This window comes from Nonomuraea sp. NPDC050404 (genome assembly GCF_040655495.1).
Lineage (GTDB): Bacteria > Actinomycetota > Actinomycetes > Streptosporangiales > Streptosporangiaceae > Nonomuraea.
This window is the reverse complement of record NZ_JBFAKB010000001.1, coordinates 900,154-922,450: the sequence shown is the minus strand read 5'-3', so window position 1 is coordinate 922,450 and position 22,297 is coordinate 900,154. Positions and strand designations below refer to the sequence as shown.

At 71.9% G+C, this 22,297-nt stretch carries 21 protein-coding genes; 15 read left to right on the top strand and 6 right to left on the bottom strand.

All coding sequences use genetic code 11. The annotated features are described in order from the left end of the window. Positions 1-25: 25 nt before the first annotated feature. Positions 26-712: a response regulator gene (locus AB0I81_RS04075; RefSeq protein ID WP_360649496.1), complete on the bottom strand. Its 687-nt coding sequence runs from the start codon at positions 710-712 to the stop codon at positions 26-28. Positions 713-875: 163 nt separating this feature from the next. Here AB0I81_RS04075 and AB0I81_RS04070 point away from each other — a divergent pair, with 163 nt between their 5' ends. The 5 genes from AB0I81_RS04070 (at position 876) to AB0I81_RS04050 (ending at position 7,375) form a co-directional block, all read left to right on the top strand. Continuing rightward, positions 876-3,740, top strand: a complete 2,865-nt coding sequence (locus tag AB0I81_RS04070) for a response regulator (RefSeq protein ID WP_360650191.1) — start codon at positions 876-878, stop codon at positions 3,738-3,740. 56 nt (positions 3,741-3,796) lie between these two features. Beyond that, positions 3,797-4,720, top strand: coding sequence for an ATP-binding cassette domain-containing protein (locus AB0I81_RS04065; RefSeq protein WP_360649493.1), 924 nt, complete (start codon positions 3,797-3,799; stop codon positions 4,718-4,720). Beyond that, positions 4,717-5,508 carry an ABC transporter permease gene (locus AB0I81_RS04060; RefSeq protein ID WP_360649490.1) on the top strand — a complete coding sequence of 264 codons (792 nt, stop codon included), beginning with the start codon at positions 4,717-4,719 and terminating at the stop codon, positions 5,506-5,508. The genes AB0I81_RS04065 and AB0I81_RS04060 overlap by 4 nt, the downstream gene beginning before the upstream one ends. An 89-nt stretch (positions 5,509-5,597) precedes the next feature. After that, the gene (locus AB0I81_RS04055; protein ID WP_360649487.1) at positions 5,598-6,740 is read left to right on the top strand and encodes a histidine kinase; all 1,143 of its coding nucleotides are present in this window, start codon (positions 5,598-5,600) and stop codon (positions 6,738-6,740) included. After that, on the top strand, positions 6,731-7,375 hold the full coding sequence (locus AB0I81_RS04050) for a response regulator transcription factor (protein ID WP_360649484.1): 645 nt from the start codon (positions 6,731-6,733) through the stop codon (positions 7,373-7,375). Before AB0I81_RS04055 ends, AB0I81_RS04050 begins: the two co-directional genes overlap by 10 nt. Here the strand turns inward: AB0I81_RS04050 and AB0I81_RS04045 are convergent. After that, positions 7,372-8,082 carry a sulfotransferase family protein gene (locus AB0I81_RS04045; protein ID WP_360649481.1) on the bottom strand — a complete coding sequence of 237 codons (711 nt, stop codon included), beginning with the start codon at positions 8,080-8,082 and terminating at the stop codon, positions 7,372-7,374. The two genes, AB0I81_RS04050 and AB0I81_RS04045, sit on opposite strands and share 4 nt — an antisense overlap. Positions 8,083-8,218: 136 nt before the next feature. Between AB0I81_RS04045 and AB0I81_RS04040 the strand changes: the two genes are divergently transcribed. Together AB0I81_RS04040 and AB0I81_RS04035 are read left to right on the top strand one after the other, a co-directional pair. After that, positions 8,219-9,040 (top strand): aldo/keto reductase, encoded by an 822-nt coding sequence (locus AB0I81_RS04040; RefSeq protein WP_360649478.1) that lies wholly within the window; start codon positions 8,219-8,221, stop codon positions 9,038-9,040. A 114-nt stretch (positions 9,041-9,154) separates the two neighbouring features. Further along, positions 9,155-10,336 (top strand): acyl-CoA dehydrogenase family protein, encoded by a 1,182-nt coding sequence (locus AB0I81_RS04035; protein WP_360649475.1) that lies wholly within the window; start codon positions 9,155-9,157, stop codon positions 10,334-10,336. A 68-nt stretch (positions 10,337-10,404) separates the two neighbouring features. Here the strand turns inward: AB0I81_RS04035 and AB0I81_RS04030 are convergent, their stop codons facing one another. Next, positions 10,405-11,154, bottom strand: a complete 750-nt coding sequence (locus AB0I81_RS04030; RefSeq protein WP_360649472.1) for a maleylpyruvate isomerase family mycothiol-dependent enzyme — start codon at positions 11,152-11,154, stop codon at positions 10,405-10,407. A 115-nt stretch (positions 11,155-11,269) separates the two neighbouring features. On the opposite strand from AB0I81_RS04030, the gene AB0I81_RS04025 reads away from it, so the two are divergent. Together AB0I81_RS04025 and AB0I81_RS04020 are read left to right on the top strand one after the other, a co-directional pair. Further along, positions 11,270-11,419: a hypothetical protein gene (locus tag AB0I81_RS04025; protein ID WP_360649469.1), complete on the top strand. Its 150-nt coding sequence runs from the start codon at positions 11,270-11,272 to the stop codon at positions 11,417-11,419. Between the two features lie 347 nt (positions 11,420-11,766). After that, positions 11,767-12,681, top strand: a complete 915-nt coding sequence (locus AB0I81_RS04020) for a MerR family transcriptional regulator (RefSeq protein WP_360649466.1) — start codon at positions 11,767-11,769, stop codon at positions 12,679-12,681. Positions 12,682-12,690: 9 nt separating this feature from the next. Here the strand turns inward: AB0I81_RS04020 and AB0I81_RS04015 are convergent, their stop codons facing one another. Continuing rightward, positions 12,691-13,896: an MFS transporter gene (locus tag AB0I81_RS04015; RefSeq protein WP_360649463.1), complete on the bottom strand. Its 1,206-nt coding sequence runs from the start codon at positions 13,894-13,896 to the stop codon at positions 12,691-12,693. Positions 13,897-13,962: 66 nt separating this feature from the next. On the opposite strand from AB0I81_RS04015, the gene AB0I81_RS04010 reads away from it, so the two are divergent. From AB0I81_RS04010 to AB0I81_RS03990, 5 genes are all read left to right on the top strand, one after another. After that, positions 13,963-14,913 carry a LysR family transcriptional regulator gene (locus AB0I81_RS04010; RefSeq protein WP_360650188.1) on the top strand — a complete coding sequence of 317 codons (951 nt, stop codon included), beginning with the start codon at positions 13,963-13,965 and terminating at the stop codon, positions 14,911-14,913. A 173-nt stretch (positions 14,914-15,086) separates the two neighbouring features. Continuing rightward, a complete protein-coding gene (locus tag AB0I81_RS04005) occupies positions 15,087-15,437 on the top strand; it encodes a hypothetical protein (protein WP_360649460.1) in 351 nt (116 codons plus the stop codon). 31 nt (positions 15,438-15,468) lie between these two features. Continuing rightward, positions 15,469-17,052, top strand: coding sequence for a 2,3-epoxybenzoyl-CoA dihydrolase (gene boxC, locus AB0I81_RS04000; RefSeq protein ID WP_360649457.1), 1,584 nt, complete (start codon positions 15,469-15,471; stop codon positions 17,050-17,052). 3 nt (positions 17,053-17,055) lie between these two features. After that, positions 17,056-18,459 (top strand): benzoyl-CoA 2,3-epoxidase subunit BoxB, encoded by a 1,404-nt coding sequence (gene boxB / locus AB0I81_RS03995; protein ID WP_360649454.1) that lies wholly within the window; start codon positions 17,056-17,058, stop codon positions 18,457-18,459. Between the two features lie 76 nt (positions 18,460-18,535). Then, positions 18,536-20,167: a benzoate-CoA ligase family protein gene (locus AB0I81_RS03990; protein WP_360649451.1), complete on the top strand. Its 1,632-nt coding sequence runs from the start codon at positions 18,536-18,538 to the stop codon at positions 20,165-20,167. A 7-nt stretch (positions 20,168-20,174) separates the two neighbouring features. Here AB0I81_RS03990 and AB0I81_RS03985 read toward each other — a convergent pair whose 3' ends face one another. Together AB0I81_RS03985 and AB0I81_RS03980 are read right to left on the bottom strand one after the other, a co-directional pair. Continuing rightward, entirely contained in the window at positions 20,175-20,744 is a 570-nt protein-coding gene (locus AB0I81_RS03985; RefSeq protein WP_360649448.1) for a class I SAM-dependent methyltransferase, read from the bottom strand. A gap of 176 nt (positions 20,745-20,920) precedes the next feature. Beyond that, a complete protein-coding gene (locus AB0I81_RS03980; RefSeq protein ID WP_360649445.1) occupies positions 20,921-21,223 on the bottom strand; it encodes a hypothetical protein in 303 nt (100 codons plus the stop codon). A gap of 57 nt (positions 21,224-21,280) precedes the next feature. Between AB0I81_RS03980 and AB0I81_RS03975 the strand changes: the two genes are divergently transcribed. Continuing rightward, positions 21,281-22,282 (top strand): RNA-guided endonuclease TnpB family protein, encoded by a 1,002-nt coding sequence (locus tag AB0I81_RS03975; RefSeq protein ID WP_360649442.1) that lies wholly within the window; start codon positions 21,281-21,283, stop codon positions 22,280-22,282. Positions 22,283-22,297: the final 15 nt, after the last annotated feature.

Below are 22,297 nucleotides of genomic sequence, written 5' to 3'. Positions count from 1 at the left end.
GCCACGAGTAACGCCCGGAAGCCTCTCACCGGACGCGGTACCGGTTCTGCGGTCGGCCCGTCGGACCGTATTTCGGCTTGCCCTCGATGAGCCCGCGTTCTGCCAGATGCTCCAGGTAGCGGCGGGCGGTGGCCCGGCTGACGCCGATCATCTTGGCCAGCTCCTGGGCCGAGGCGTCCTCCTCCACCCTGGCCAGCGCGTCCAGCACCGCCTGCTCGGTGGCGGCGGAGATGCTCTTCGGACGGATGGCGGAGTCCATCCGGATCATGCGGAAGATCCAGTCGATCTCCTGCTGCTCGGTGTAGTGGGAGTCCGAGTCGAACTGCTTGGCGGTCTCCGCGAAGTGCAGCAGCGTCTGTTCGAGCTTGCCCGCCCTGGTCGGCTTGACCAGGTAGTGCAGGGCGCCGCGCTGGATGGCCGCGTGCACCGTGGCCGACTCCTTGTGGCTGGAGACCACGATGATGTCGGCGGGCGGCTGCCCGGGGCGGCGCAGCCGGTGCGCCACCTCCAGACCGGGCATATCCGGAAGGTGGAGGTCGAGCAGGACCAGGCGGGGCGCGAAACGGCCGGCGGCGGCCAGCGCCGCCTGGCCGGTGTGGGCTATCCCCACGACACGGAAGCCGAGCACCCGGTTCACCTGAGCGTGCAGGGCCGCCGTGACGACGGGGTCGTCGTCCACGATGAGAACGGTGATGTCCTTGGATCCAGGCATCGCCACGCTCCTCGTCAAAGTAGCCGGTCTCCGCAGCTTAAGCGGGTTTTATCACAAAAGATCGTCTTTTGCTCGTTCTGCTCACTGGGAACCAGCGCTTGTGCTTGTTCCCTCCTAGTCTGTACCCGATCCGGGTGGGAAGGGACGGACGCTCTTGCGATGGGTGCTCGCGGTTACGGCCCTGTGGACGTTACTCGGCCTGCTGCCTCTGGCGCTGCTGACCTCGTCCAGCATCACGATGTCGGAAGGCGCGGTCAGGGACGAGGTCACCGACCGGGTCAGGACCACCGCGTCGGTCAGCCGGGTCGTGGTGGACCAGCAGATGAGCTCGCTCAACCAGCTGGTCACCGCCTTCGCGCAGCGGCCCCAGGTGCGCGACTCCCTCGATGAGGTCACCACCGCCACCATGCGCGACTGGCTGGATGAGCTGAAGCGGATGCGCGACGGCGTCAGCGGCCTGATCATGATCACCCCCGAGGGCGACATGCTGGGCGCCGAGCCGCAGAGCGTGCTGCCGCAGGACGTCAGCAGCACCGACTGGTACCGCGCCGTGCGCGACGAGCGCCAGACCCACATCTCGCAGGCGTACACGCCCACGATGGTCGGCGTGTCCAGGGCGGTCGCGGTGGCCGCGCCCATCCCCAGCGCCGACCACACCCGCATGCTCGGCATGCTCACGGTCGTCTACAGCCTCGACGCCATCCAGGAGTTCGCCGAGGAGGCCGCCGACGCGCAGGACATCAGCCTGCTCATCACCGACAAGGCCGGCGTGCTCATCGCCGACCCCGGCAGGAAGTTGTACGCCCTGACCTCCCTGCGCGAGGACCTGCGGGTGGACGCCGCGCTGGCCGGGCGGGCCTGGGAGGGCGAGTTTCAGGGCATCGACGGCATCGTGCTGTCGGCCTCCAAACCCATCGAGAGCATCGGCTGGACGGTCACCGCCGAGGTCTCCGCCGCCGAGGCGCTGGCCTCGGCCGCGCGGCTGCGCGAGAACGTGATGGTCGTCGCGGGCCTGCTCGCCGTGCTCATCCTCATCGGCCTGGGCCTGCAGATCCACTCCACGAAGGTGCGCCGCCGGGCGCAGGCGACGCTGGCCAGGTACGCCGCCGAACTGGCCGACGCCAGGGACGAGGCGGTCAGCGCCTCCACCGCGAGATCCGTGTTCGTGGCCAAGATCAGCCATGAGATCCGCACCCCGATCAACGGCGTGCTCGGCATGAACTCCCTGCTCATGGGCACCCGCCTGGACGAGGAGCAGCGCTACTACGCCAGCACCGCCCAGGAGTCGGCGCACAACGTGTTGCGCCTGCTCGACGACTTCCTCGACCTGTCCAGGATCGACGCCGGCCACCTGCAGGTCGAGGCCGTGCCGTTCGACCTGCCGCGCCTGTGTGACGAGGTGGTGGCGCCGTTCGCGCCGCACGCCTACGAGCAGGGACTGTGGCTGACGCTGCGGCTGGACGAGAGCGTGCCGAGCCAGGTGTCCGGCGATCCCGCGCGGCTGCGCCAGGTGCTGACGAACCTGGTCGGCAACGCGCTGAAGTTCACCGTCCAGGGCGGCGTGGACCTGCACGTCACCCTCGACGAGGGCGAACCGGGGCAGGAGCGGGTGGTGCTGCGCTTCGCGGTGGCCGACACCGGCATCGGGGTCGGACCCAAGGACCGGGACCAGGTGTTCGGCATCTTCCGCCAGGTCGACTCGCCGATCACGCGCAGGACCGGCGGCAGCGGCCTGGGCCTGGCCATCAGCAGGCAACTCGTCGAGCTCATGGGCGGGCGGATCGGGCTGGACAGCGTGGAGGGCGTGGGCAGCCGGTTCTGGGCCACGCTGCCGGTGAACGTGCTGGCCTGGGCCGAGCCGGGAGCCAGGGCGCTGGAGGGGCGGCGCGCGCTCGTCGCCGACCCGCGGCCCGAGGACCGCACGCTGGCCGCGCGCTGCCTGGAGCAGGCCGGCGCCGAGGTGGAGGAGAGCAGGGACGAGCAGTCCGCCCTGACGCTGCTGCGCGAGGCCGCCGCGGGCGGGACGCCGTACGAGCTGGCGGTCGTCGCACTCGACCTGGGCGCGGGCCCGGACGACGGGCCCGGCATGCCCGGCTCGCTCGCCCACGCCATCCTCACCGACCCGCTGCTGGGGGCCACCAGCGTCATCGTCGTCGTCACCCCCGGCCGCGCCGGGTTCGCCTGGCCCGGCCCCGCAGGGGAGCGGGCCGCCGTGCAGTCGATCACCAGGCCGCTCAGCCGCCGCCGCCTGCTCGCCGCCGCGCAGAACGCCCTGGTCGCGGAGGAGAGCCCCGGCGAGCCGCGCGAAGGGGCCCAGGCCGCGGGCGGCACCCAGGGCGCGCGCATCCTGGTGGCCGAGGACGACGAGGTCAGCCGCCAGGTCGCGATGCTGGTGCTCAGCCAGGCCGGGCACGAGGTCGAGGTGGTCGAGGACGGCGCGCAGGCGGTGCGGGCCGTCCTGGCCGGCGAGTACGACCTGGTGTTCATGGACTGCCAGCTGCCCGTGCTCGACGGCCTGGCCGCGACCGAGGAGATCAGGGAACGCGAACAGGCGCACACCCCGATCATCGCGATGACAGCCGCGGCCATGCCGGACGACCGCGTCCGGTGCCTGGCGGCGGGGATGGACGATCACCTGGCCAAGCCCGTTGACTGGCCGCGCGTGCTGGCCAGGATCCCGGACTGGACGGCTTCCGCCGGGTTGCCGCCCGAGCTGGCGGGGTTGTCGCAGGAGGCGCTGGCGGACGTCGCGCGGGCCTACCTGGCGACGGCGACGCGCACGTTCGAGGAGCTCAGGCAGGTCGTACGGGATGGCGACCGGGACGCGGCGGCGGCGCTCGCGCACCGGCTCAAGGGGGCCTGCGCGACGGTCGGCGCGGCCCGCGAGGCCGAGCTGTGCGGCCAAGCCGAGGACCTGGCCAAGGCCGGGAACACCGTGCCGGAGGAACTGCTCGACGAGCTCGGCGGCCTGCTCGGCGAGGTGCCCGGCTGGATCCAGAGCGACCCGGTTACGGTTTTCCGCCATTGAGGCAGGCGGGTTGCCTCCATGGCGGCGGGCCTCACGGGCTTCTAGCGTGAAGCGTCGTGATCAGTCTTGAGAACCTGAGCAAGAGGTACGGCGACCGGCTCGCGGTCGACGACCTCACGCTGCAGCTGAGGCCGGGTACGGTGACCGGCTTCCTCGGGCCGAACGGGGCGGGCAAATCGACCACGATGCGCCTCATACTCGGCCTCGACCACGCCACCTCCGGCACCGCGCTGGTCGGCGGCGTGCCGTACCGCCGCATCAGGAACCCGCTGCGCACCGTCGGCGCGCTGCTCGACGCGCGGGCCGCGCACCCGGGCCGCAGCGGCCACGCCCACCTGGTGGCGCTGGCCCGCAGCAACGGGATCGCGCGCCGGCGGGTCGGTGAGGTGCTGGAGACGGTCGGCATGGCGGGGGCGGCGCGCAAGCGGGCCGGCACCCTGTCCCTGGGGATGAGCCAGCGCCTCGGGATCGCCGGGGCGCTGCTGGGCGACCCCGAGGTGCTGATGTTCGACGAGCCCGTCAACGGGCTCGACCCGGACGGCGTGCGGTGGGTGCGCGGGCTCATGCGCTCGCTGGCCGCCGAGGGCCGCACCGTGTTCGTCTCCAGCCACCTGATGAGCGAGATGCAGCTCACCGCCGACCACCTCGTGGTGATCGGCAAGGGCCGGCTCCTCATGGACGCGCCGCTCGCGGAGGTCCTGGCGGGCAGCTCGCTGACGGCCGTGCTGGCCCGCACCCCGTACGCGGGCGAGCTGGTCGAACGGCTGCGCGCCGCCGGGATCAGGGCGCAGCGGCTCGGCGAGCACGAGCTGGAGACCACCGGCGCGCCCATCGAGCGCATCGGCGACCTGGCGCACGAGGCCGGCATCCGGCTGCACGAGCTGCGCACCAGGGAGGCTTCCCTGGAACAGGCCTACCAGGAGCTGACCTCGGGCAGCGTGGAGTATTCGAGCGGCGTGGAGTCAGGGGTGAACGCATGATCACCCTCAGGCAGGCGCTCGGGTCGGAGTGGGCGAAGTTCTGGTCGGTCAGGTCCACCTGGTGGTGCCTGGCCTGCGCGGTCGTGCTCACCGTGCTGACCTCCGTCACCCTGGGCGGCGCGACCGTCACCGACGCCCTGCGGGAGGGCAGGGCCGGCGTGCGCGTCGTCGCCAGCGAGCCCGTGATCTCGGCCACGTCGTTCGCGCAGTTCGCGCTGGTGGCGCTGGCCATGATGGTGATCACCTCGGAGTACCTCGCCGGCGGCATCCGGGTCACGTTGCAGGCCACGCCCGCGCGCGGGGTGGTGCTGGCGGCCAAGTCGCTGGTGACGGGGGTGGTGATGTTCGCGGCCGGCGTGCTCGCGGGGGCGGTGGCGACGGCGGTCGTGTACGTGGTGCTGTCGATCGACGTGTTCGGCGGGATCGTCGTGCTGCCGGCCGGTGAGGTCGTGCTCGACCTGCTGGGCATGGGGGTGTTCTACGCGCTGGTGTCGGTGATGACCATCGGCGTCGGCGCGGCGCTGCGCAGCGCGGCGGGCACGTTGACCGTGGTGTTCATGCTGCTCATGGGCTTGCCGCTGGTGGCTCTCACGACCGGGAACGAGACGCTGGTGGACCTGTCGCTGCGCATGCCGATGTTCGCCGGGCTGGCGTTCATGGACAGCACGCAGAACCTCACGGGCGGGCCCATGCCGTACTCGGCGGGGGAGGGGCTGGTGTGGCTGCTGGCCTGGACGGCGCTGGCCGTGGCGGTGGGCCACACCCTCCTGCGCCGCCGCGACGCCTAGCCGCCGTGCGGGCACACTCGCCGCGACGCCCGGCCGCCGTGGGGGAGCACGCGTCCGGCCGTGCGTCGCGACGCCTAGACTTCACGCTCGTGTCAGGCACCCGCATCGCCCGCATGCTGGCAGGAGTCCTGCTCGGGATGGCCCTCGGCCTCGCCGAGCTGCTCTTCCTGTGCGTGGCGGGGCCCGCGCGGCTGGTCCCCGCGCTGCGGCCCGCCGCCGCGCGCGGGCTGGCCCGGTTCACGGCGCTGGAGCGGGCCCGCCTGGCGCGCTGGCTCGACACCGACACCACACCCGGCGCGGGCGGTTACGCCTTTCTCGCCGCCCGCGCCGTGCTGGGCGTCGCGGGCGGGTACACCTGCGCGACGCTGCTGTTCCTGACCTGCCTGCTGCTGCTCGGCGGCACGTGGGAGCTGCTGTGGAACGTACCGGAGCCGATCTCCCTGAACCTGCCCGGCGTCCGGGTCGTCACCAACGGCGGCATACTCGGTCTCACCAGCGGCACGCTGTTGCTGGTCGTGCTCACCCTCATGATCCTTGCCGTCGCCGCGCTCGAACGCCGCCTGGCCGCCCGCTTCCTCGGCCCGAACCACCAGGAGCTGATGCGCAGGCGCATCGCCGAGCTGACCGCGACCCGTTCCGGCATCGTCAGGGCCGTGGACGACGAGCGGCGCAGGATCGAACGCGACCTGCACGACGGCGTACAACAGCGCGGCGTGGCCCTGGCCATGCTGCTCGGCCGCGCCAGGCACAGCCCCGGCCAGGCCGCCGAACTGGTCGCGCAGGCCTACACCGAGTCGCGGCGGCTCCTCGACGAGTTGCGCAGCGTGGCCTGGCGCGTCTACCCGACCGCGCTCGACGAGCTGGGGCTGCGCGCCGCGCTCGCCGGCGTCGCCGAGCGGGCCGGCTTGCCCGTCACCGTGCACTACGGGCTGGCCGCCCGGCCCGCCTCCGAGATCGAGACTGCCCTGTACTTCGTGGCCCGCGAGGCCATCACCAACGCGGTCAAGCACGCGGGCGCGCATGACATCCTGGTGGTCCTGAGCGAGGACGAGCGGACGGTGAGCGTGGCCATCTCGGACGACGGCAAGGGCGGGGCCGACCCCGCGGGCGGCGGCCTGTCCGGGCTGGCCCGGCGGGTGCTGGCGCTGGACGGCACGTTCACCGTGGACAGCGCGCCCGGCGGCCCCACCAGGATCGCCGCCACGCTGCCGAAGGCGCCGCCGTGCGAGTGATCCTGGCCGACGACTCGGTGCTGCTGCGCGAGGGCCTGACCCGGCTGCTCGACGACGCCGGTCACGAGGTCGTCGCCGCCGTCGGCGACGCGCCCGCGCTGCTCGACGCCGTCGAACGGCACCGTCCCGACGTGGCCGTGGTCGACGTGCGCATGCCGCCCGCCCACAAGGACGACGGGCTGCGGGCGGCGCTGGAGATCCGCGGGCGCCTGCCCGGCGTCGGCGTGCTCGTCCTGTCGCAGTACGTCGAGACGGACTACGCCGCCCGCCTCCTGTCCGGCCCCGCGGAAGGGCTCGGCTACCTGCTCAAGGACCGGGTCTCCGAGGTGGGCGAGTTCCTCGACTCACTGGAGCGGGTACGCGCGGGCGGCACGGTGTTCGACCCCGAGGTGGTGCGCCGGCTCATGGCCCGCACCACCCGCGCCGACCCGCTGAGCAGGCTCAGCCCCCGCGAGGGCGAGGTGTTGCGCCACCTCGCCCAGGGGTTCGTCAACGCGGCCATCGCCGAACGCCTGCACGTCAGCCTCAGCACCGTCGAGAAGCACGTCAACGCCATCATGGACAAGCTCGACCTGCCCCGCGACCCCGGCTACAGCCGGCGGGTGCTGGCGATCCTGCGTTACCTGGAGAGCTAGTCGTGCTTGGCGAAGGGTGAGGTGAAGGAGCCTCCGCTGACCATGCTCGCCATCGCCTGCTGCAGGAACTTGGAGTCGTTCAGATGCGGGAACGGCTCTCCCTCGGGCACCTCCACCTCCAGGAACCGGCACAGCGGCTCCCAGCCCTCCCGCACGTCGAAGACCAGCAGACGGTCCGCCGGCAGGCTCTCCTTCACCGTCGCCACATGCCGCTCGAACGCCGCCACGGCACTGTCCTCGTCCACCGGGCCGTCGGTGAAGGTGTGGCCGGAGCCGAACAGCTCGCCGGTCATGCGGTCGAGCAGCGGCTGCATCCGGCCGATGCTCTCGAAGAAGGCCGCAGCCTGAGGGGGCAGGTCCTGGGGCGCCCCGCGCCGGGGACCGTTCTCGATGAGCGCCTTGAAGCTCACGTGCCAGGCGCGCGGGTCGCGCACGGTGAGGACGATCTTCGCCTCAGGGTAAGCCTGCGCCAGCTCCCGCCAGAAGAAGGACGCGGGCCAGTCCACGCAGGAGCGGTACCCGTCGAACACGTGCTCCCAGTCGGCCTGCGTCGTGTCCTCGGCGAGCGGAAGCCACCGTTCGACGCGGCCGGGGTTGGTCATGATGTCGAACATGTGGTGACACGGGCCGAGTCCGAGCCGCTCCAGCGCGGCCTTCATCGAGCTGGTTCCGGTGCGCGGGAGTCCCGCGCCGATGACAGTCAGCACAATCGCACCTCCAGAAAATTGTCTACCGAACTAGTCGGTAACAAGAGCGCGAGTGTGACACTACGCCCCCGATTGGTCGGTCTGTCCTTTGGGTAAGGGGCAGAGTCAAGTTCCACCATGGGGGAAGGATCACGCTATGACCGTCATGCTCGCCGACGGCCGCCCGATGCCACGCCTTGGCCTGGGCACCTGGCCCATGAACGACGAAGAGGCCCGCCAGGCCGTGACGCACGCCGTCTCGCTCGGCTACCGGCTGATCGACACCGCCGCCGCGTACGGCAACGAGGCCGGTGTCGGAGCCGCCGTGGCGCAGGCGTCCGTGGCCCGCGAGGACCTGTTCGTCACCACGAAGCTGCGCGGCTCCCACCACGGCTACGACGCGGCCATGCGCGGCTTCGAGGAGAGCCGGGCCCGGCTCGGGCTCGACTACGTCGATCTCTTCCTCATCCACTGGCCGCTGCCGGAGCGCGGGCTCTACACCGACACCTGGCGCGCCTTCGTCCACCTGCGCGAACAGGGCCTGGCCCGGTCGATCGGGGTGTCCAACTTCACGCCCGAGCAGATCGAGCGGGTGGCCGGGGAGACCGGCGTCTGGCCGGCCGTCAACCAGGTCGAGATGCACCCCGGCTTTCCCCAGCGTGAGCTGCGCGCCTGGCACGCCGAGCACGACATCGTGACCGAGTCGTGGAGCCCGCTCGGCGCCGGGTCCAAGCTGCTCGACGAACCCGCCGTCACCGATCTGGCCGCCACGCACGGCCGTACCGCCGCCCAGGTGGTGCTCCGCTGGCACCTGCAGCTCGGCGCCGTGCCCATCCCCAAGTCGGCCAACACCGAGCGCATGCGGCAGAACTTCGAGGTCTTCGACTTCAGCCTGTCGCCGGAGGACATGGCCCGCCTCGAAACCCTCGACACGGGCGGACGCATCGGCGGCGATCCCGACACCCATGTGGAACTCTGAGCGGATCGAGGGCGCGTAACCTGGAGTCGGCGGCCCGGACCATCGGGCCTTGTCGGATGACGTGAGCGGGAAGGGAAGCCCCTTCCCCGGCGGCGGAGCGACGAGGGGGCGGCGATGACAGGCGATGAAGGCACCTTCAAGGAGACGCCCGCCGTCACGGAGATGTCCGGGTTCGAGGAGATGTCCGCCTTCGAGGAGATGCTCGCCGAGCTGGCCCACCGCCGCGAGGAGTTCCGCGAGCTGCGTTACGTCCCCAAGGACTTCATCGACCGCCTCAAACGGCTCGGCCTCTACCGTTGCGCCACGCCGGAGCGGTTCGGCGGCGAGACGATGCCGCCGGCCGACTTCCTGCGGCTGATCGAGCGCATCTCCGCCGTGGACGGCTCCACCGGCTGGGTCGCGAGCTTCGGCTCCCAGCTCGTCTACCTGGGCTCACTGCCGCTGGAGAGCCAGGCCAGACTGTACGCCGACGGCCCCGACGTCGTTCTCGCCGGCGGCCTGTTCCCGGTCCAGCCGGCCGCCCCGACCAAGCGCGGCTTCCTGCTCAACGGCCGGTGGAAGTTCGCCAGCGGCTGCATGGCCGCCGACGTCCTGATCGTGGGCATCCCGGGCGACGACTCCACCTCGGGCAAGCCGCGCGGCGTGCTGGTGCGTCCCGACCAGCTGGAGATCGTACGCGACTGGGACGTCGTCGGCATGCAGGGCACCGGCTCGTTCGACCTGATCGCCTCGGACGTCGAGGTGGACCGGGAGTGGTCCTTCATCCGCGGCGGGGCGGCGGTGATCGACGAGCCGCTCTACCGCTATCCCGCGATCACCTACGCCGCGCAGTCCCTGTCCATCGTCTCCGCCGGCGTCGCCAGGGCCGCGCTCGACTTCGCCGAGCAGACCGGCAGCGGCCGGGCCTCCATCACCGGCGCCCCCCAACTCGCCGACCGCGCCTACTACCGCGCCGGCATCGCCGAGGCCGAGGCCGCGCTCCGCTCCGCCCGCGCCTACTTCTACGAGGCCGCCGAGGAGGCGTGGGGCGCGCTCGCCGGCGGCGGGCTGGTCAGCGACGAGCAGAACGCCCACCTGCGGCTGTCGGCCGCCCACCTCTCGCGGGTAGCGGCGGAGGTGGTGGGCAAGGTCGTCTCCCTGTCCGGCACCGCCGTGATCTTCCGCGACCACCCCCTGCAGGCTCTGCTGGGGGACGCGCTGGTGCCGCAGGAACACGCCTTCCTCAGCCCGGCGATGTACGACGCGGCGGGCGCCGTCCTCATGGGCCGGCCACCCACCGTCCCCGCCTTCCGCTGACGGAAGCCACCGTTCCCGCCTTCCGCTGACGGGAGCCACCGTCCCCGCCTTCTGCTGACGGGAGCCGCTCAGAACGCGGTGTGGGCCAGCCAGTGATCAAGCAGCGCCCGATCCCCGCTGACGTCACGGGGCGGGATCCGCCGCGCGAACACCAGCATGCACTCGTCCACCGGCCCCGACACCACCACGTCGCCGTCGCTGCGCCCGCGCTCCCACCGGGGCCCCTCGGGCGTCCTGGTGACCAGCCAGCCCGCCATCCCGTCCGGCCGGACCCCGAGCCGCTCCCCGCCGCCGCGCAACTCGGCCAGCCGCGGCAGGAACGCCGCCGCCTCCGGCGTCGCGACAATCTGCATGCCCTCGGTGAGCACCTCGGCCGCCAGATCGCCGGAGATCTCGTACGCGGCCCCGGTCGTCGCCGCCGCGTCATAGTGATGAACGGCGGTGTCGCAGAACATCCTGCGCAACCAGAAGACCGGCGGCATCGGCCCCACCACCGACCACACCTGAGACCCCTCCTCCGCCTCCCCGACGGCCGCGATCAACTCCTCGGCCCCGGCCCGCAACCACTCCTCCCACGCGCCGGGCTCACCGGGCACGGCCTCGCGCGGGTCGGGAACGGGCAACGGCGCCCCCTTGAGCCGTACCAGCCCGGCCGCCCACCGGTGCGCCTGCCCGATGTGCCCGACCAGCTCGCTCAGCCGCCACTCCGGGCAGGTGGGCACCTTGGCCTCCGGATCACCACCGGCGACCGCCCGGCTGAATCCCGCCGTCTGCTCCCGCAGCGCTTCCACGAGCCGCGCGGCGTGCAATGCCGACATGACCTCACTCCTCTTCCTCGGGTACGCCGACACCGTAGAAACTCCAGTCCGACTGGAGGTCAAGCCCGATGACATGTCGACGCTTCACGTATGGCGGCCGGGGTAGGGGGGACGCATGGCCACACTCATAGACCGGATACGCGCGTACTTCCGCAGCCCCAAAGGCAGACAGAACCTCGAGAAGGCCAAGCGCATGGCCCGCGACCCCCGCAACCAGCAGAAGGCCCGCCGCTTCCTGGACCGGCTACGTACCCGGCGGCACTGAGGCGGCGGCACGTTCCTCGGTGACGCGCACGCACACCCGGCCGCCCCTGGCCCCTTCACCACCTCCACCACATCGGGGACGGTGAAGACGCGGGCGTCGAACGCGGGCTGCGGAATGCCCGGCCGTCCACCCTCAGCACCGTGTACGTACGACGCGGCAGTCGCGTTCGGGTGACCGCCTCGTACGCCTTCATCCGATCACCCAGTGCCGTCTTGCCGCTCACGATGCCTCGCCGTCGGTGGTGGCCGGTGCCCCCGCCGGCCAGGTACGGCCGAGATCGGGGAGCATGTACATGGAGGTGCCTCTCCGGCCAACAAGGGTGGCATCCAGTTCCGCTGGGGGTTCAAGTGCTTTTACGCGACGAAACGCTCGGGATCGGGGAGTTGTCCCGGCTCACGGGCGTCTCGGTGCGCACCATCCGCTTCTACTGCGACGAGGGCATCATCGCCTCCGTACGCAGCACCGGGGGTCACCGCAGGTTCGACCAGGGCGCGGTGGAGCGGCTCGGCCTGGTCAGGCGGTTGCGCGGGCTCGGGCTCGGCCTGGCCGCGATCGCCCAGGTGATCGGCGGCGAACGCTCCATGGCCGACGCCGTGGCCGCCGAGCGGGCCGAGCTCGATGTGCGGCTGGCCGAGCTGGCCTGGCGGCGGGCGTCGTTGCGGGCCGTCGAGGAGGCCCTGCCCGCCGAACGGGCCGCCAGGCTGGAATTGCTGGCCGTGGTGGAGGACGCCGTCGCCGCCCGTGAGGTGCTGGTGGAGTTCTGGCGGCAGCAGATGGTCTCGCCCGTCACCGACGGGATCTTCGCCTCGTTCCTGTCCATGGCGGTGCCCCAGCCGCCCTTCGACCCGACGCCGCCGCAGGTGGTCGCGTACGCGGAGCTCGTCGCCCTGGTCGGGGACCGGTCGCTGACGCGTGGCCTGCGCGCCAGGGCCCTGGCCAACGCCCGGCTGATCGGGGACGAGAGCGAGCTGATGAACGGCGTCGGCGAGGCGGTCGTGCTGGCCGAGCCGTACGTGATCGCCGGCGAGCCGCCTCGGGAGGGGCCGGAGCTGGACCGGTTCGTGGCCGCCCACGCCGCGGTACGGCGCATCGGCGACACCCCCGCCTTCCGGAGCGAGCTGCTGAGCTTCGTGGAGTCCGACCGCGATCCGCGCGTACGCCGTTACTGGCGGCTGGTGGGAGAGGTGAGCGGTGAGAAGGCCACGATCGGCGCGACGGTGGGCTGGCTGACCGACTCGCTGGAGTGCTCCGTGAGGTCCTGAGAAGAGCGATCAGGCGGGGACGGGACGGCGGCGGACGCGGCGGACCAGCAGGACGGTGAGGGCGGCCAGCAGGAGCCAGGCCGAGGTCATGACGATCAGCCAGGTCCAGCCCGCGTGGCCGTACACGATGCCGCCCAGCGTGCCGCCCACGCCGCTGCCCAGGTAGTAGCAGAGCGTGTAGATGCCGGCGGCCCTGCCCCGGGCGGGCGGCGGCGCGTCCGCGGTGGCCCAGGCGTTGGCGATGGCGTGCGCGGCGAAGAACCCGCCGGTCAGCACGGCGAAGCCGAGCGCGATCACGGGCAGTGAGGGAGCGGCGGTCAACGCGGATCCCGCCACGGTCACGACCAGGGCCGTGACCAGCGCAGGCGTCCTGCCCAGGCGGTCCGCCAGCCGTCCTGCGGCGGCGGAGGTGACGGTGCCCAGGGCGTAGGACAGGAAGACCAGGGAGGCGGCGGCCGGGGCGAGCTCGATCGGCGGCGCGGCCAGCCGGAACCCGGCGGCGTTGTACAGGGCGACGAACGCCCCCATCCCCAGCGCCCCCACGGCCACCGGCGCCACCAGCCCAAACCCCAACCGCACCCGCCCATCAGGCAAACCGTCCCCGGCGGCCGGACCGGGCGAGCTCGCCTTCTGTGTTCCCGGGAGCGTGACGGCTGTGAAGATCGCGCACACCAGGGATACTCCGGCCACCGCCACCAGCGCCCCGTGCCAGCCCAGTGGTTCGGCCGCGAAGCCGGCGCCGAGCCGGCCCAGCATCCCGCCGACCGAGTTGCCCGCGATCATCGCCCCCACCGCCCCGGCCAGCCGCGCCGTGCCGACCTGGTCGGCCAGGTAGGCCGCCGCCACCCCGGCGAACCCGGCGATCGCCACCCCCTGCACGCCCCGCATCACCAGCAGCGCGGGAAAGGACGGCGCCAGCGGCAGCAGCAGCCCGATCACCGCCGACACCAGCACCGACCAGAGGATCACCCGCCGCCGCCCCACGATCCCGGCCAGCCAGGCCAGCGGCAGCACCGCCACGGCCAGCGAGGCCGTCGCCACCCCGATGGCCAGCGAGGCGCTGCCGGGATCCAGCCGGTAGGCCGCCGCGAGCTGGGGAAGCACCGGCTGCGGCGCGTACAGCAGGGCGAACGATGACAACCCGGCCGCCGCCACGGCCGCACTGACCCGCCGCGTGTCGGCGACGGGCGGAGAAGAAGCTTCGAGAACCGCCACCCCTCAGACGCTAAGCAAGGCTAATAAATACGTCTAATACGGCGATGGGCGATAATTCATACTGTGATGGATGAATCCGATGACCGGCTGGCCGCCCGCCTGGCCCCGGCACTCGCGCTGCTCGCCGCCGTCGGTGAGACCGGCCACGTGACCCGCGCGGCCGAACTTCTCGGCATCCCCCAGCCCACCGCCAGCCGCCGCCTCGCCGCCCTGGCCGACCTGGTCGGCGCGCCGCTGGTGCTCCCCTCCGGCCGCGGCATCCGCCTGACCAGGGCGGGCCGCACCCTGGCCGCCGCCTCCGCCCGCGCGCTCGGCGCCGTGACCGCCGCCGCCCGCGAGGTGCGCGAGGAGATCGACCCCGGCAGCGGCCGGATCGTCCTGGGCTTCCTGCACCTGCTGGGCCGCACCCTGGTCCCGTCCCTCATCGGCGGCTTCCGCGAGCGCAACCCCGGCATCCGCTTCAGCCTCGCGCAGGGCTCGCGGCAGGGCATGCTGGACGCCCTGCGCGAGGGCGAGATCGACCTGGTGTTCGTCGCCCCCATGCCGCTGGACGACCCGGAGCTGGTCAGCCGCCCGCTCGCCGACCAGGAGCTGGTGCTGTCCGTCCCGCCGTCGCACCGCTTCGCGGCCAGGAAGCGGGTACGGGCGCGGGAGCTGGCGGGGGAGGAGTTGGTGACCCTCGAACACGGGTACGGCCTGCGCCAGATCGCCGACGACCTGTGCGCGGCGGCCGGGTTCGAGCCGCGGATCGCGTTCGAGGGCCAGGAGTCGGAGACCGTGCGGGGGCTGGTGGCGGCCGGGCTGGGCGTCGCCATCCTGCCCCGCCAGGACCAGGCCCCGGCCGTGCCGAACAGCGGGGGCGTGGTGGAGATCCCGCTGTCGCCCCCGCTGTTCAGGACGATCGGGGTGAGCTGGCCCGTGGGGGAGCGCCTGACCCCGGCCGCCCGCTCGTTCCGCGACCACGTCTGCTCCGGCCACACCAACCTGGGCCCCGTATTCCGCCCACCTCACCGATAAGCCCGCTCCACCGATAAGCCCGCTCCACCGAAGCCCGCTCCACCGATAAGCCCGTCCCACCGATAAGCCCGCTCCACCGAAGCCCGCTCCACCGATAAGCCCGTCCCACCGATAAGCCCGCCCCACCAGTGAGCCCGCCCACCAGCAGGCGGGGGTGCGCGAGACTGAGGGTCATGACACATGACGGGGATGCGGGGGTGCCGGGCTCGCTGGCCCGGGTGCTGGCCGAGGTGGCGGCCGAGCGGGCGGCGCAGGATCGCCGGTTCGGGATGCAGGTGCTGCCCGACGGCACCGGCGGCGACGCCGCGGCGTTCGAGTCGGACCTGACCAGGCGGCTGACCGGGAAGGCGGCCGAGGCCGGGGCGCTGACCTGGCGGCACATCCTGGAGGAGGAGGTGATGGAGGCGTTCGCCGAGTCGGACCCGCGACGCCTGCGCGAAGAGCTCGTCCAGGTGGCCGCCGTGGCCGTGAAGTGGGCGCAGGCGCTGGACCGCCGTCCGACAGAAAGCTCTACAGAAGCTTGACGTGCCACCTCTGAATTGTTGAACTTAATGCATGACCGGACAGCCAGAGGCGTCCTTCGACACCGATCCAGGCAGATACCGCCACCTCAGACTGGAGACCGACGGCGAGATCGCCTGGATCGTGCTGAAGGTGGACGAGGGCGCCGGCCTGGCCCCCGGGTACGACCTCAAGCTCAACTCCTACGACCTCGGCGTGGACATCGAGCTGCACGACGCCGTACAGCGCCTGCGTTTCGAGCATCCCGAGGTCCGCGCGGTGGTCATCACCGGCGGCCTGGACAAGGTGTTCTGCGCGGGCGCCAACATCCGCATGCTCGCCCAGTCCTCCCACCCCTGGAAGGTGAACTTCTGCAAGTTCACCAACGAGACCCGCAACGCCATCGAGGACGCCACCGCCTGCTCGGGCCAGACCTACCTCGCCGCCGTCAACGGCACGGCGGCCGGCGGCGGCTACGAGCTGGCCCTGGCCTGCGAGCGGATCATCCTGGTCGACGACGGCTCCACGGCGGTGTCCCTGCCGGAGGTGCCGCTGCTGGGCGTGCTGCCCGGCACGGGCGGCCTGACCCGCCTGACCGACAAGCGCGGGGTGCGCAGGGACCTGGCCGACGTGTTCGCCACCCGCAGCGAGGGCGTGCGGGGCCAGGCCGCCGTGGCCTGGGGCCTGGTGGACGAGGCGGTGCCGCCGAGCAAATTCGAGGAGACGGTACGCCGCCGCGCCCGCGAGGCCGCCGCCCGCTCACCCCGGCCGAGGGGCGCCGAGCCGGTCCCGCTGCCGCCGCTGCGCCCGGACGGCCACGTCTACGAGACGGTCCGGGCCGAGCTGGAAGAGCACCAGGTCACGATCACCGTGCAAGGGCCGGAGGCGGGCGACGCGGACTGGTTCCTGCGGATGACCAGGGAGCTTGACGACCTGATCCTGCGCCTGCGTACCAACGAACAGGAACGCGGCACCTGGGTGATCAGGACGCGCGGCGACCTCGACGCGGTCCCGGCGGCCGAGCCGGACGCCACCGGCTGGCCGGGCCAGGAGATCAGGCACTACTACAAGCGCACGCTGAAACGCCTGGACGTCACCGCCCGCAGCCTCATCGCCCTCATCGAACCTGGCAGCTGCTTCGCGGGCCCGCTGCTGGAGCTGGCCCTGGCCTGCGACCGCCAGTACATGCTCGACGACCCGGAAGACCCCTGCGCGATCATGCTCTCCGGCGCGAACTTCGGCGACTACCCCATGGGCAACGGCCTGTCCCGGCTGGCCGCCCGCTTCCACGCCGAGCCGGGCCGGGCGGCCAAACTGGAGCAGGAGGCGGGGCGGCGGCTCGGCCCGGCCGAGGCGCTGGAGCTGGGGCTGGTCACCTTCGCCCCCGACGACCTCGACTGGGACGACGAGGTACGCCTGGCGCTGGAGGAACGCGCCGCCCTCAGCCCCGACGCGCTCACCGGCATGGAGGCCAGCCACCGCTTCGCCGGCCCCGAGACCATGGAGACCAAGATCTTCGGCCGCCTGGCCGCCTGGCAGAACTGGATCTTCACCCGCCCGTCGGCCTCCGGCCCCGAGGGCGCGCTGCGCAGCTACGGCACCGGCCGGCGTCCCGTCTATGACAGGAGGCGAACCTGAGACATGGGCATCGACTACACCGAGCGCATCCCGAACAACGTCGACCTGGCCGAGGACCGCCGCCTGCGCCGGGCACTGGAGTCCTGGCAGCCGCGCTTCCTGCAGTGGTGGTCGGAGATGGGCCCCGCGCTGCCCACCCAGGACGTCTACCTGCGTACGGCGGTCGCGGTCGGCCGCGAGGGCTGGGCGCACTTCGACCACGTGGCGCTGCCCGACTACCGGTGGGGCATCTTCCTGGCCGAACGCGACACCGACCGGCGCATCGCCTTCGGCCAGAACAAGGGGCGGCCGGTGTGGCAGCAGGTCCCCGGCGAGTACCGCGCCGAGTTGCAGCGCCTCATCGTCATCCAGGGCGACACCGAACCGGCCAGCGTCGAGCAGCAGCGGCGGCTCGGGCTGAGCGCCCCTTCCCTGTACGACCTGCGCAACCTCTTCCAGGTCAACGTGGAGGAGGGCCGCCACCTGTGGGCCATGGTCTACCTGCTGCACGCCTACTTCGGCCGCTCCGGCAGGGACGAGGCCGAGGCGCTGCTGCTGCGCAACTCGGGCAGCGAGGACTCGCCGCGCATCCTGGGCGCCTTCAACGAGGAGACGCCGGACTGGTTGTCGTTCTTCATGTTCACCTACTTCACCGACCGTGACGGCAAGTACCAGCTCGGCACGTTGAAGGAGTCGGCGTTCGACCCGCTCAGCCGTACGTGCGAGTTCATGCTGAAGGAGGAGGCCCACCACATGTTCGTGGGCACCACGGGCGTGGACCGGGTGGTGGAGCGGGCGGCGCAGCTCATGCGCGAGCACGACAGCGACGACATCGGCAAATATGGCGGGATCCCCCTGGACGTCATCCAGAAGTACATCAACTTCCACTACAGCGTGAGCCTCGACCTGTTCGGCGGAGAGACCTCCACGAACGTGGCCAACTACTACACGGCCGGGCTCAAGGGACGCTGGCAGGAGGAGCGCCGCCAGGACGACCACCTGCTCACCGAGGCGGTCGCCGTGGTGCCGCGGATCGAGCGGGGGCGGGTGGTCGAGTCCCGGCTGCCCGCGCTGACGGCGCTCAACGCCGACCTGCGCGGCGAGTACGTCGCCGACTGCCAGACCGGGGTGAACCGCTGGAACCGCATTCTGACAGGCCACGGCCTCGACCCCGTGCTCTACCTGCCGCACGTCGGCTTCAACCGCAAGGTCGGCGCGTTCGCCGGCCACCACGTCTCGCCGGACGGGCGGGTGCTCGCCGAGTCCGCCTGGCAGGCCGACCGCTGGTTGCCGACTCCCGAGGACAAGGAGCACGTACGGTCGCTGATGCGGCCCGTGTACGAGCCGGGCAGGATCGCCGCCTGGGTGGCGCCGCCGCGCAGCGGGATCAACGGCCGTCCCTTCGACTACGAGTACGTCCACCTCTGACTACAAGTCATTGACGAGGCATCGGTTCTGTGTGGAGGATTTGGCTACCATTGCCCGCCTGCGGATGGGGACGGTCATGACGGACGAGTCGTTCAACGCCAGCGTCTTTCTCACCGACCGCCAGGTGGAGGCGGGCAGGGGAGAGCACATCGCGATCACCGGCCCGGCAGGGACGCTCACGTACGCCCAGCTCGCCGCGCACGTCGCGGAGCTGGCCGCCGGTTTGCGGACCTTGGGCGTGCGGCCGGAGGAGCGGGTCCTGCTCGTCATGTCCGACCGGCCGGAGACCGCGATCACCATCCTGGCGGTCATGCGGATGGGCGCGGTCGCCGTGCCGGTCTCCACCATGTACAACGGGGCAGAACTGGGCGATCTCCTGCGGGACTGCCGGGCGCGGGTGGTCGTGGCCACCCCGGAGTTCGGCCCGGCGGTCCGCGAGGCCATGACCACCGCCCCCGACGCGACACTGCTCATCATGACCGCGGACCCGGCGGACCCGGCGGACCCGGCGGACCCGGCGGACCCGGCGGACCCGGCGGACCCGGCGGACCCGACGAGCCCGGGTGAGGAGGTGCGTTCCTGGGCCGAGGTGCTGGGCTCGGGCAGGCCGGCCGCGGCGCCGTACACGACGCTGCGCGACTCACCGGCCCTGTGGCTCTACACCTCCGGCACCACCGGCGCGCCCAAGGCCGCCATGCACCGGCACGGCGCGATCAGGGACGTCTACGAGACCTACGGCCGCCGCGTGCTCGGCGTCCGCTCGCAGGACCGCTGCCTGTCGGTGGCCCGGCTGTTCTTCGCCTACGGCATCGGCAACTCCCTGTTCTTCCCCCTGGCCGCGGGCGCCACCGCCGTGCTCGACCCGGCCAGGCCCACCCCGGCGGGCGTGATCGCCCGGGTGCAGGAGGAACGGCCCACGCTCTTCTTCGCGGGCCCCACCTTCTTCGCCGCGCTCCTGGCCGCGCACGCCACGGGGGACGTCCCGGGCGACGCCTTCGCCTCCGTACGGCTGGCGGTCTCGGCCGGTGAGGCGCTGCCCGCCGAGATCTACCGGCGCTTCGTCGCCCGGTTCGGCGTGGACATCATCGACGGCCTCGGCTCCACCGAGGCGCTGCACATCTTCATCTCCAACCGCCCCGGCAGGGTACGCCCGGGCAGTTCGGGCACGGTCGTGCCCGGCTACGCGGCCAGGCTGCTCGACGACCGCGGCGAGCCCGTCGCGGACGGCGAGCCCGGCCACCTGTACGTCCGCGGCGACTCCATCGCCACCGGCTACTGGTGCCGCACGGCCGCCACCCGCCAGGTGTTCCAGGGCGAGTGGCTGCGCACGGGCGACACCTACGTACGCGAGACCGACGGCTTCTACCGCTGCCTCGGCCGCTCCAACGACATGATCAAGGCGGGCGGGATCTGGGTGTCGCCGATGGAGGTCGAGGCCCGGCTGCTCCAGCACGAGTCGGTCGGCGAGTGCGCGGTCGTCGCCTACATCGACGGGGAGGGGCTGGAGAAGCCGGTGGCCTGCGTGGTGCCGGCGCCGGGCCGCGAGGTGGACGCCACGGAGCTGATCGGCTTCTGCCGCGACGGGCTGGCCTCGTTCAAGCGCCCGCGCGAGGTGCTGGTCCTCGACGGGCTGCCCAAGACGGCGACCGGCAAGATCCAGCGCGGCGTGATCCGCCGCCTGGCCGCCGACCGCCTGGGCAAGAACTGAACCGGTCTCAGGCGGGTTTCGCCTGGTAGACCGTGACCGCGAACGGGCGGGGCGAATCCTTGTGCACCCGCTCGTCCAGCCGCACCAGCGACCCGTTCTCATCAAGGTAGCCGTGCAGCCGGGTCGCCTCCGGCCAGGGATGCACCGCCACCAGCACCCCGTCGGGCACCAGCAGGTCCCCGAGTTGCGCCGAGGCCCGCTGCAGCCGCTCGTGACGCCCCAGGTAGTAGAGCGTCTCGGAGATGAACGCCAGGTCGTAGTGCTGCTCCGGCTCGTGGGTGAGCAGGTCGGCCTGGACGAAGCGCACCCGCCCGCCGTCCTGCGGCACCCGTTCCCGCGCCCGCTCCAGCGCCCGGTCCGAGACGTCCATCCCGATGATCTCGGCCTCGGGATAGGTCGCCGCGAGCGTCCGCGTGAACACCCCCTCCGCGCACCCGACCTCCACGATGCGCCGGTACGGCCGCTCGGGCACCTGCTCCAGCGTGGCGCGGTACTTGTCCTGCTCGTAGCCGTCGGTCGAGAGCTTCCACGGGTCGGGCGTGCGGTGCCACCAGTCGAAGTAGCGGCGCAGAACCATCCCTTGCCCCTTGGGAGACAACAGGGACAACGTACGGAAGAGCGTACGGTGGGCGAGCTCGGGCAGGCTTTGCACTGGCGGCCTCTCTCAGGACGTGAGGTGAAGTCGTCGTCAAGGGATGCCCGGTCAGCGTGCGGGCCATACACGATCGTGCCCGCCGCCCCCGGGGCTGATCCCTAGACTGCCTCGCGAAGCTCCCGCTTGAGCACCTTTCCCGAGGCGTTCTTCGGCAGAGCCGGCACGAACACCACCCGTTTGGGCGTCTTGAACGCCGCCAGCCGCTCCCGCAGGTACCCGATCAGTTCCTCGGCGGTCAGTTCCGCCCCTTCGCGCAGGACGACCGCCGCAGTCACCGCCTCGATCCACTTCTCGTCCGGCCCCCCGAACACCGCCGCCACGGCGACGGCCGGATGCTGATAGATGGCCTCCTCCACCTCGTGGCGTGGGTCGGCGTTCACGAACCCGTCAAGGTTCACCACGAACAGGCAATCACTTGGTAACATCATCAGTACTGAGCGTGAGCTAAAGGGAGGGTTATGCAGGTCGTCCAGGCATACCGGTACGCACTCGATCCCACCCCCGCTCAAGCCCGCGCCCTGGCCGTGCACTGCGGGGCGGCGCGTTTCGTGTTCAACTGGGCTCTGGCGTTGATCAAGGCCAACCTTGGTCAGCGCGGATCTCCTCGGCTGCCGTGCGCTGGGAGGCGGGCCGCTGGCAGGTGGCGTTCAGCGTGCACATCGAACGCGCCGCCCGCACGCCGCGCCGCCCGCACGCCGCGCCGCCCGGACGCGGTCGTCGGCGTCGATCTGGGCGTGCGGACGCTCGCGGCGTTCTCCGACGACCGGCCACCCGCCGCCAACCCCAAGCACCTGGCCGGCGCGTCCAAGAGGCTGCGCCGGGCGGCACGAGCAGTATCACGGAAGGCAGGCCCGGACCGGCAAACCGGCCAGCAACCCTCCCGCCGCTGGCAACGCGCCAACGCCGCACGCAACCGGGCACACCACCGGGTGGCCGCACTGCGCCGCGACGCCCTGCACCAGCTCACCACCGGCCTGGCCCGCGAGTACGGCGCCATCGTGGTGGAAGACCTGAACGTGGCCGGCATGATCCGCAACCGCCGCCTGGCCAAGGCCATCTCCGATGCCGGCTTCGGCGAGATCCGCCGCCAGCTCACCTACAAGACCGTCTGGAACGGCGGCCGGCTGATCGTGGCCGACCGCTGGTACCCCTCCTCCAAAACGTGCTCGGCCTGCGGGACAGTGAAAGCCAAACTGCCCCTGTCCGCGCGCACCTTCACCTGCCCGGCCTGCGGACTCGCGATCGACCGGGACCGCAACGCCGCACGCAACCTCGCATCCCTCGTGCAACACGTCGCCGGGAGTGGCCCGGAGACGGTAAACGGACACGGAGCCGACCAGAAGACCCCGCCACGCGGGGCCGGTGGCTGTGAAACGTCAACCCCGCACCGGGCAACCGGGCAAGACGGGGACCTTCACCCAGCAATGGGCGCATCACTGAGAACCGCTGAAATCCAGTGAACGGTGCCCCTTCAT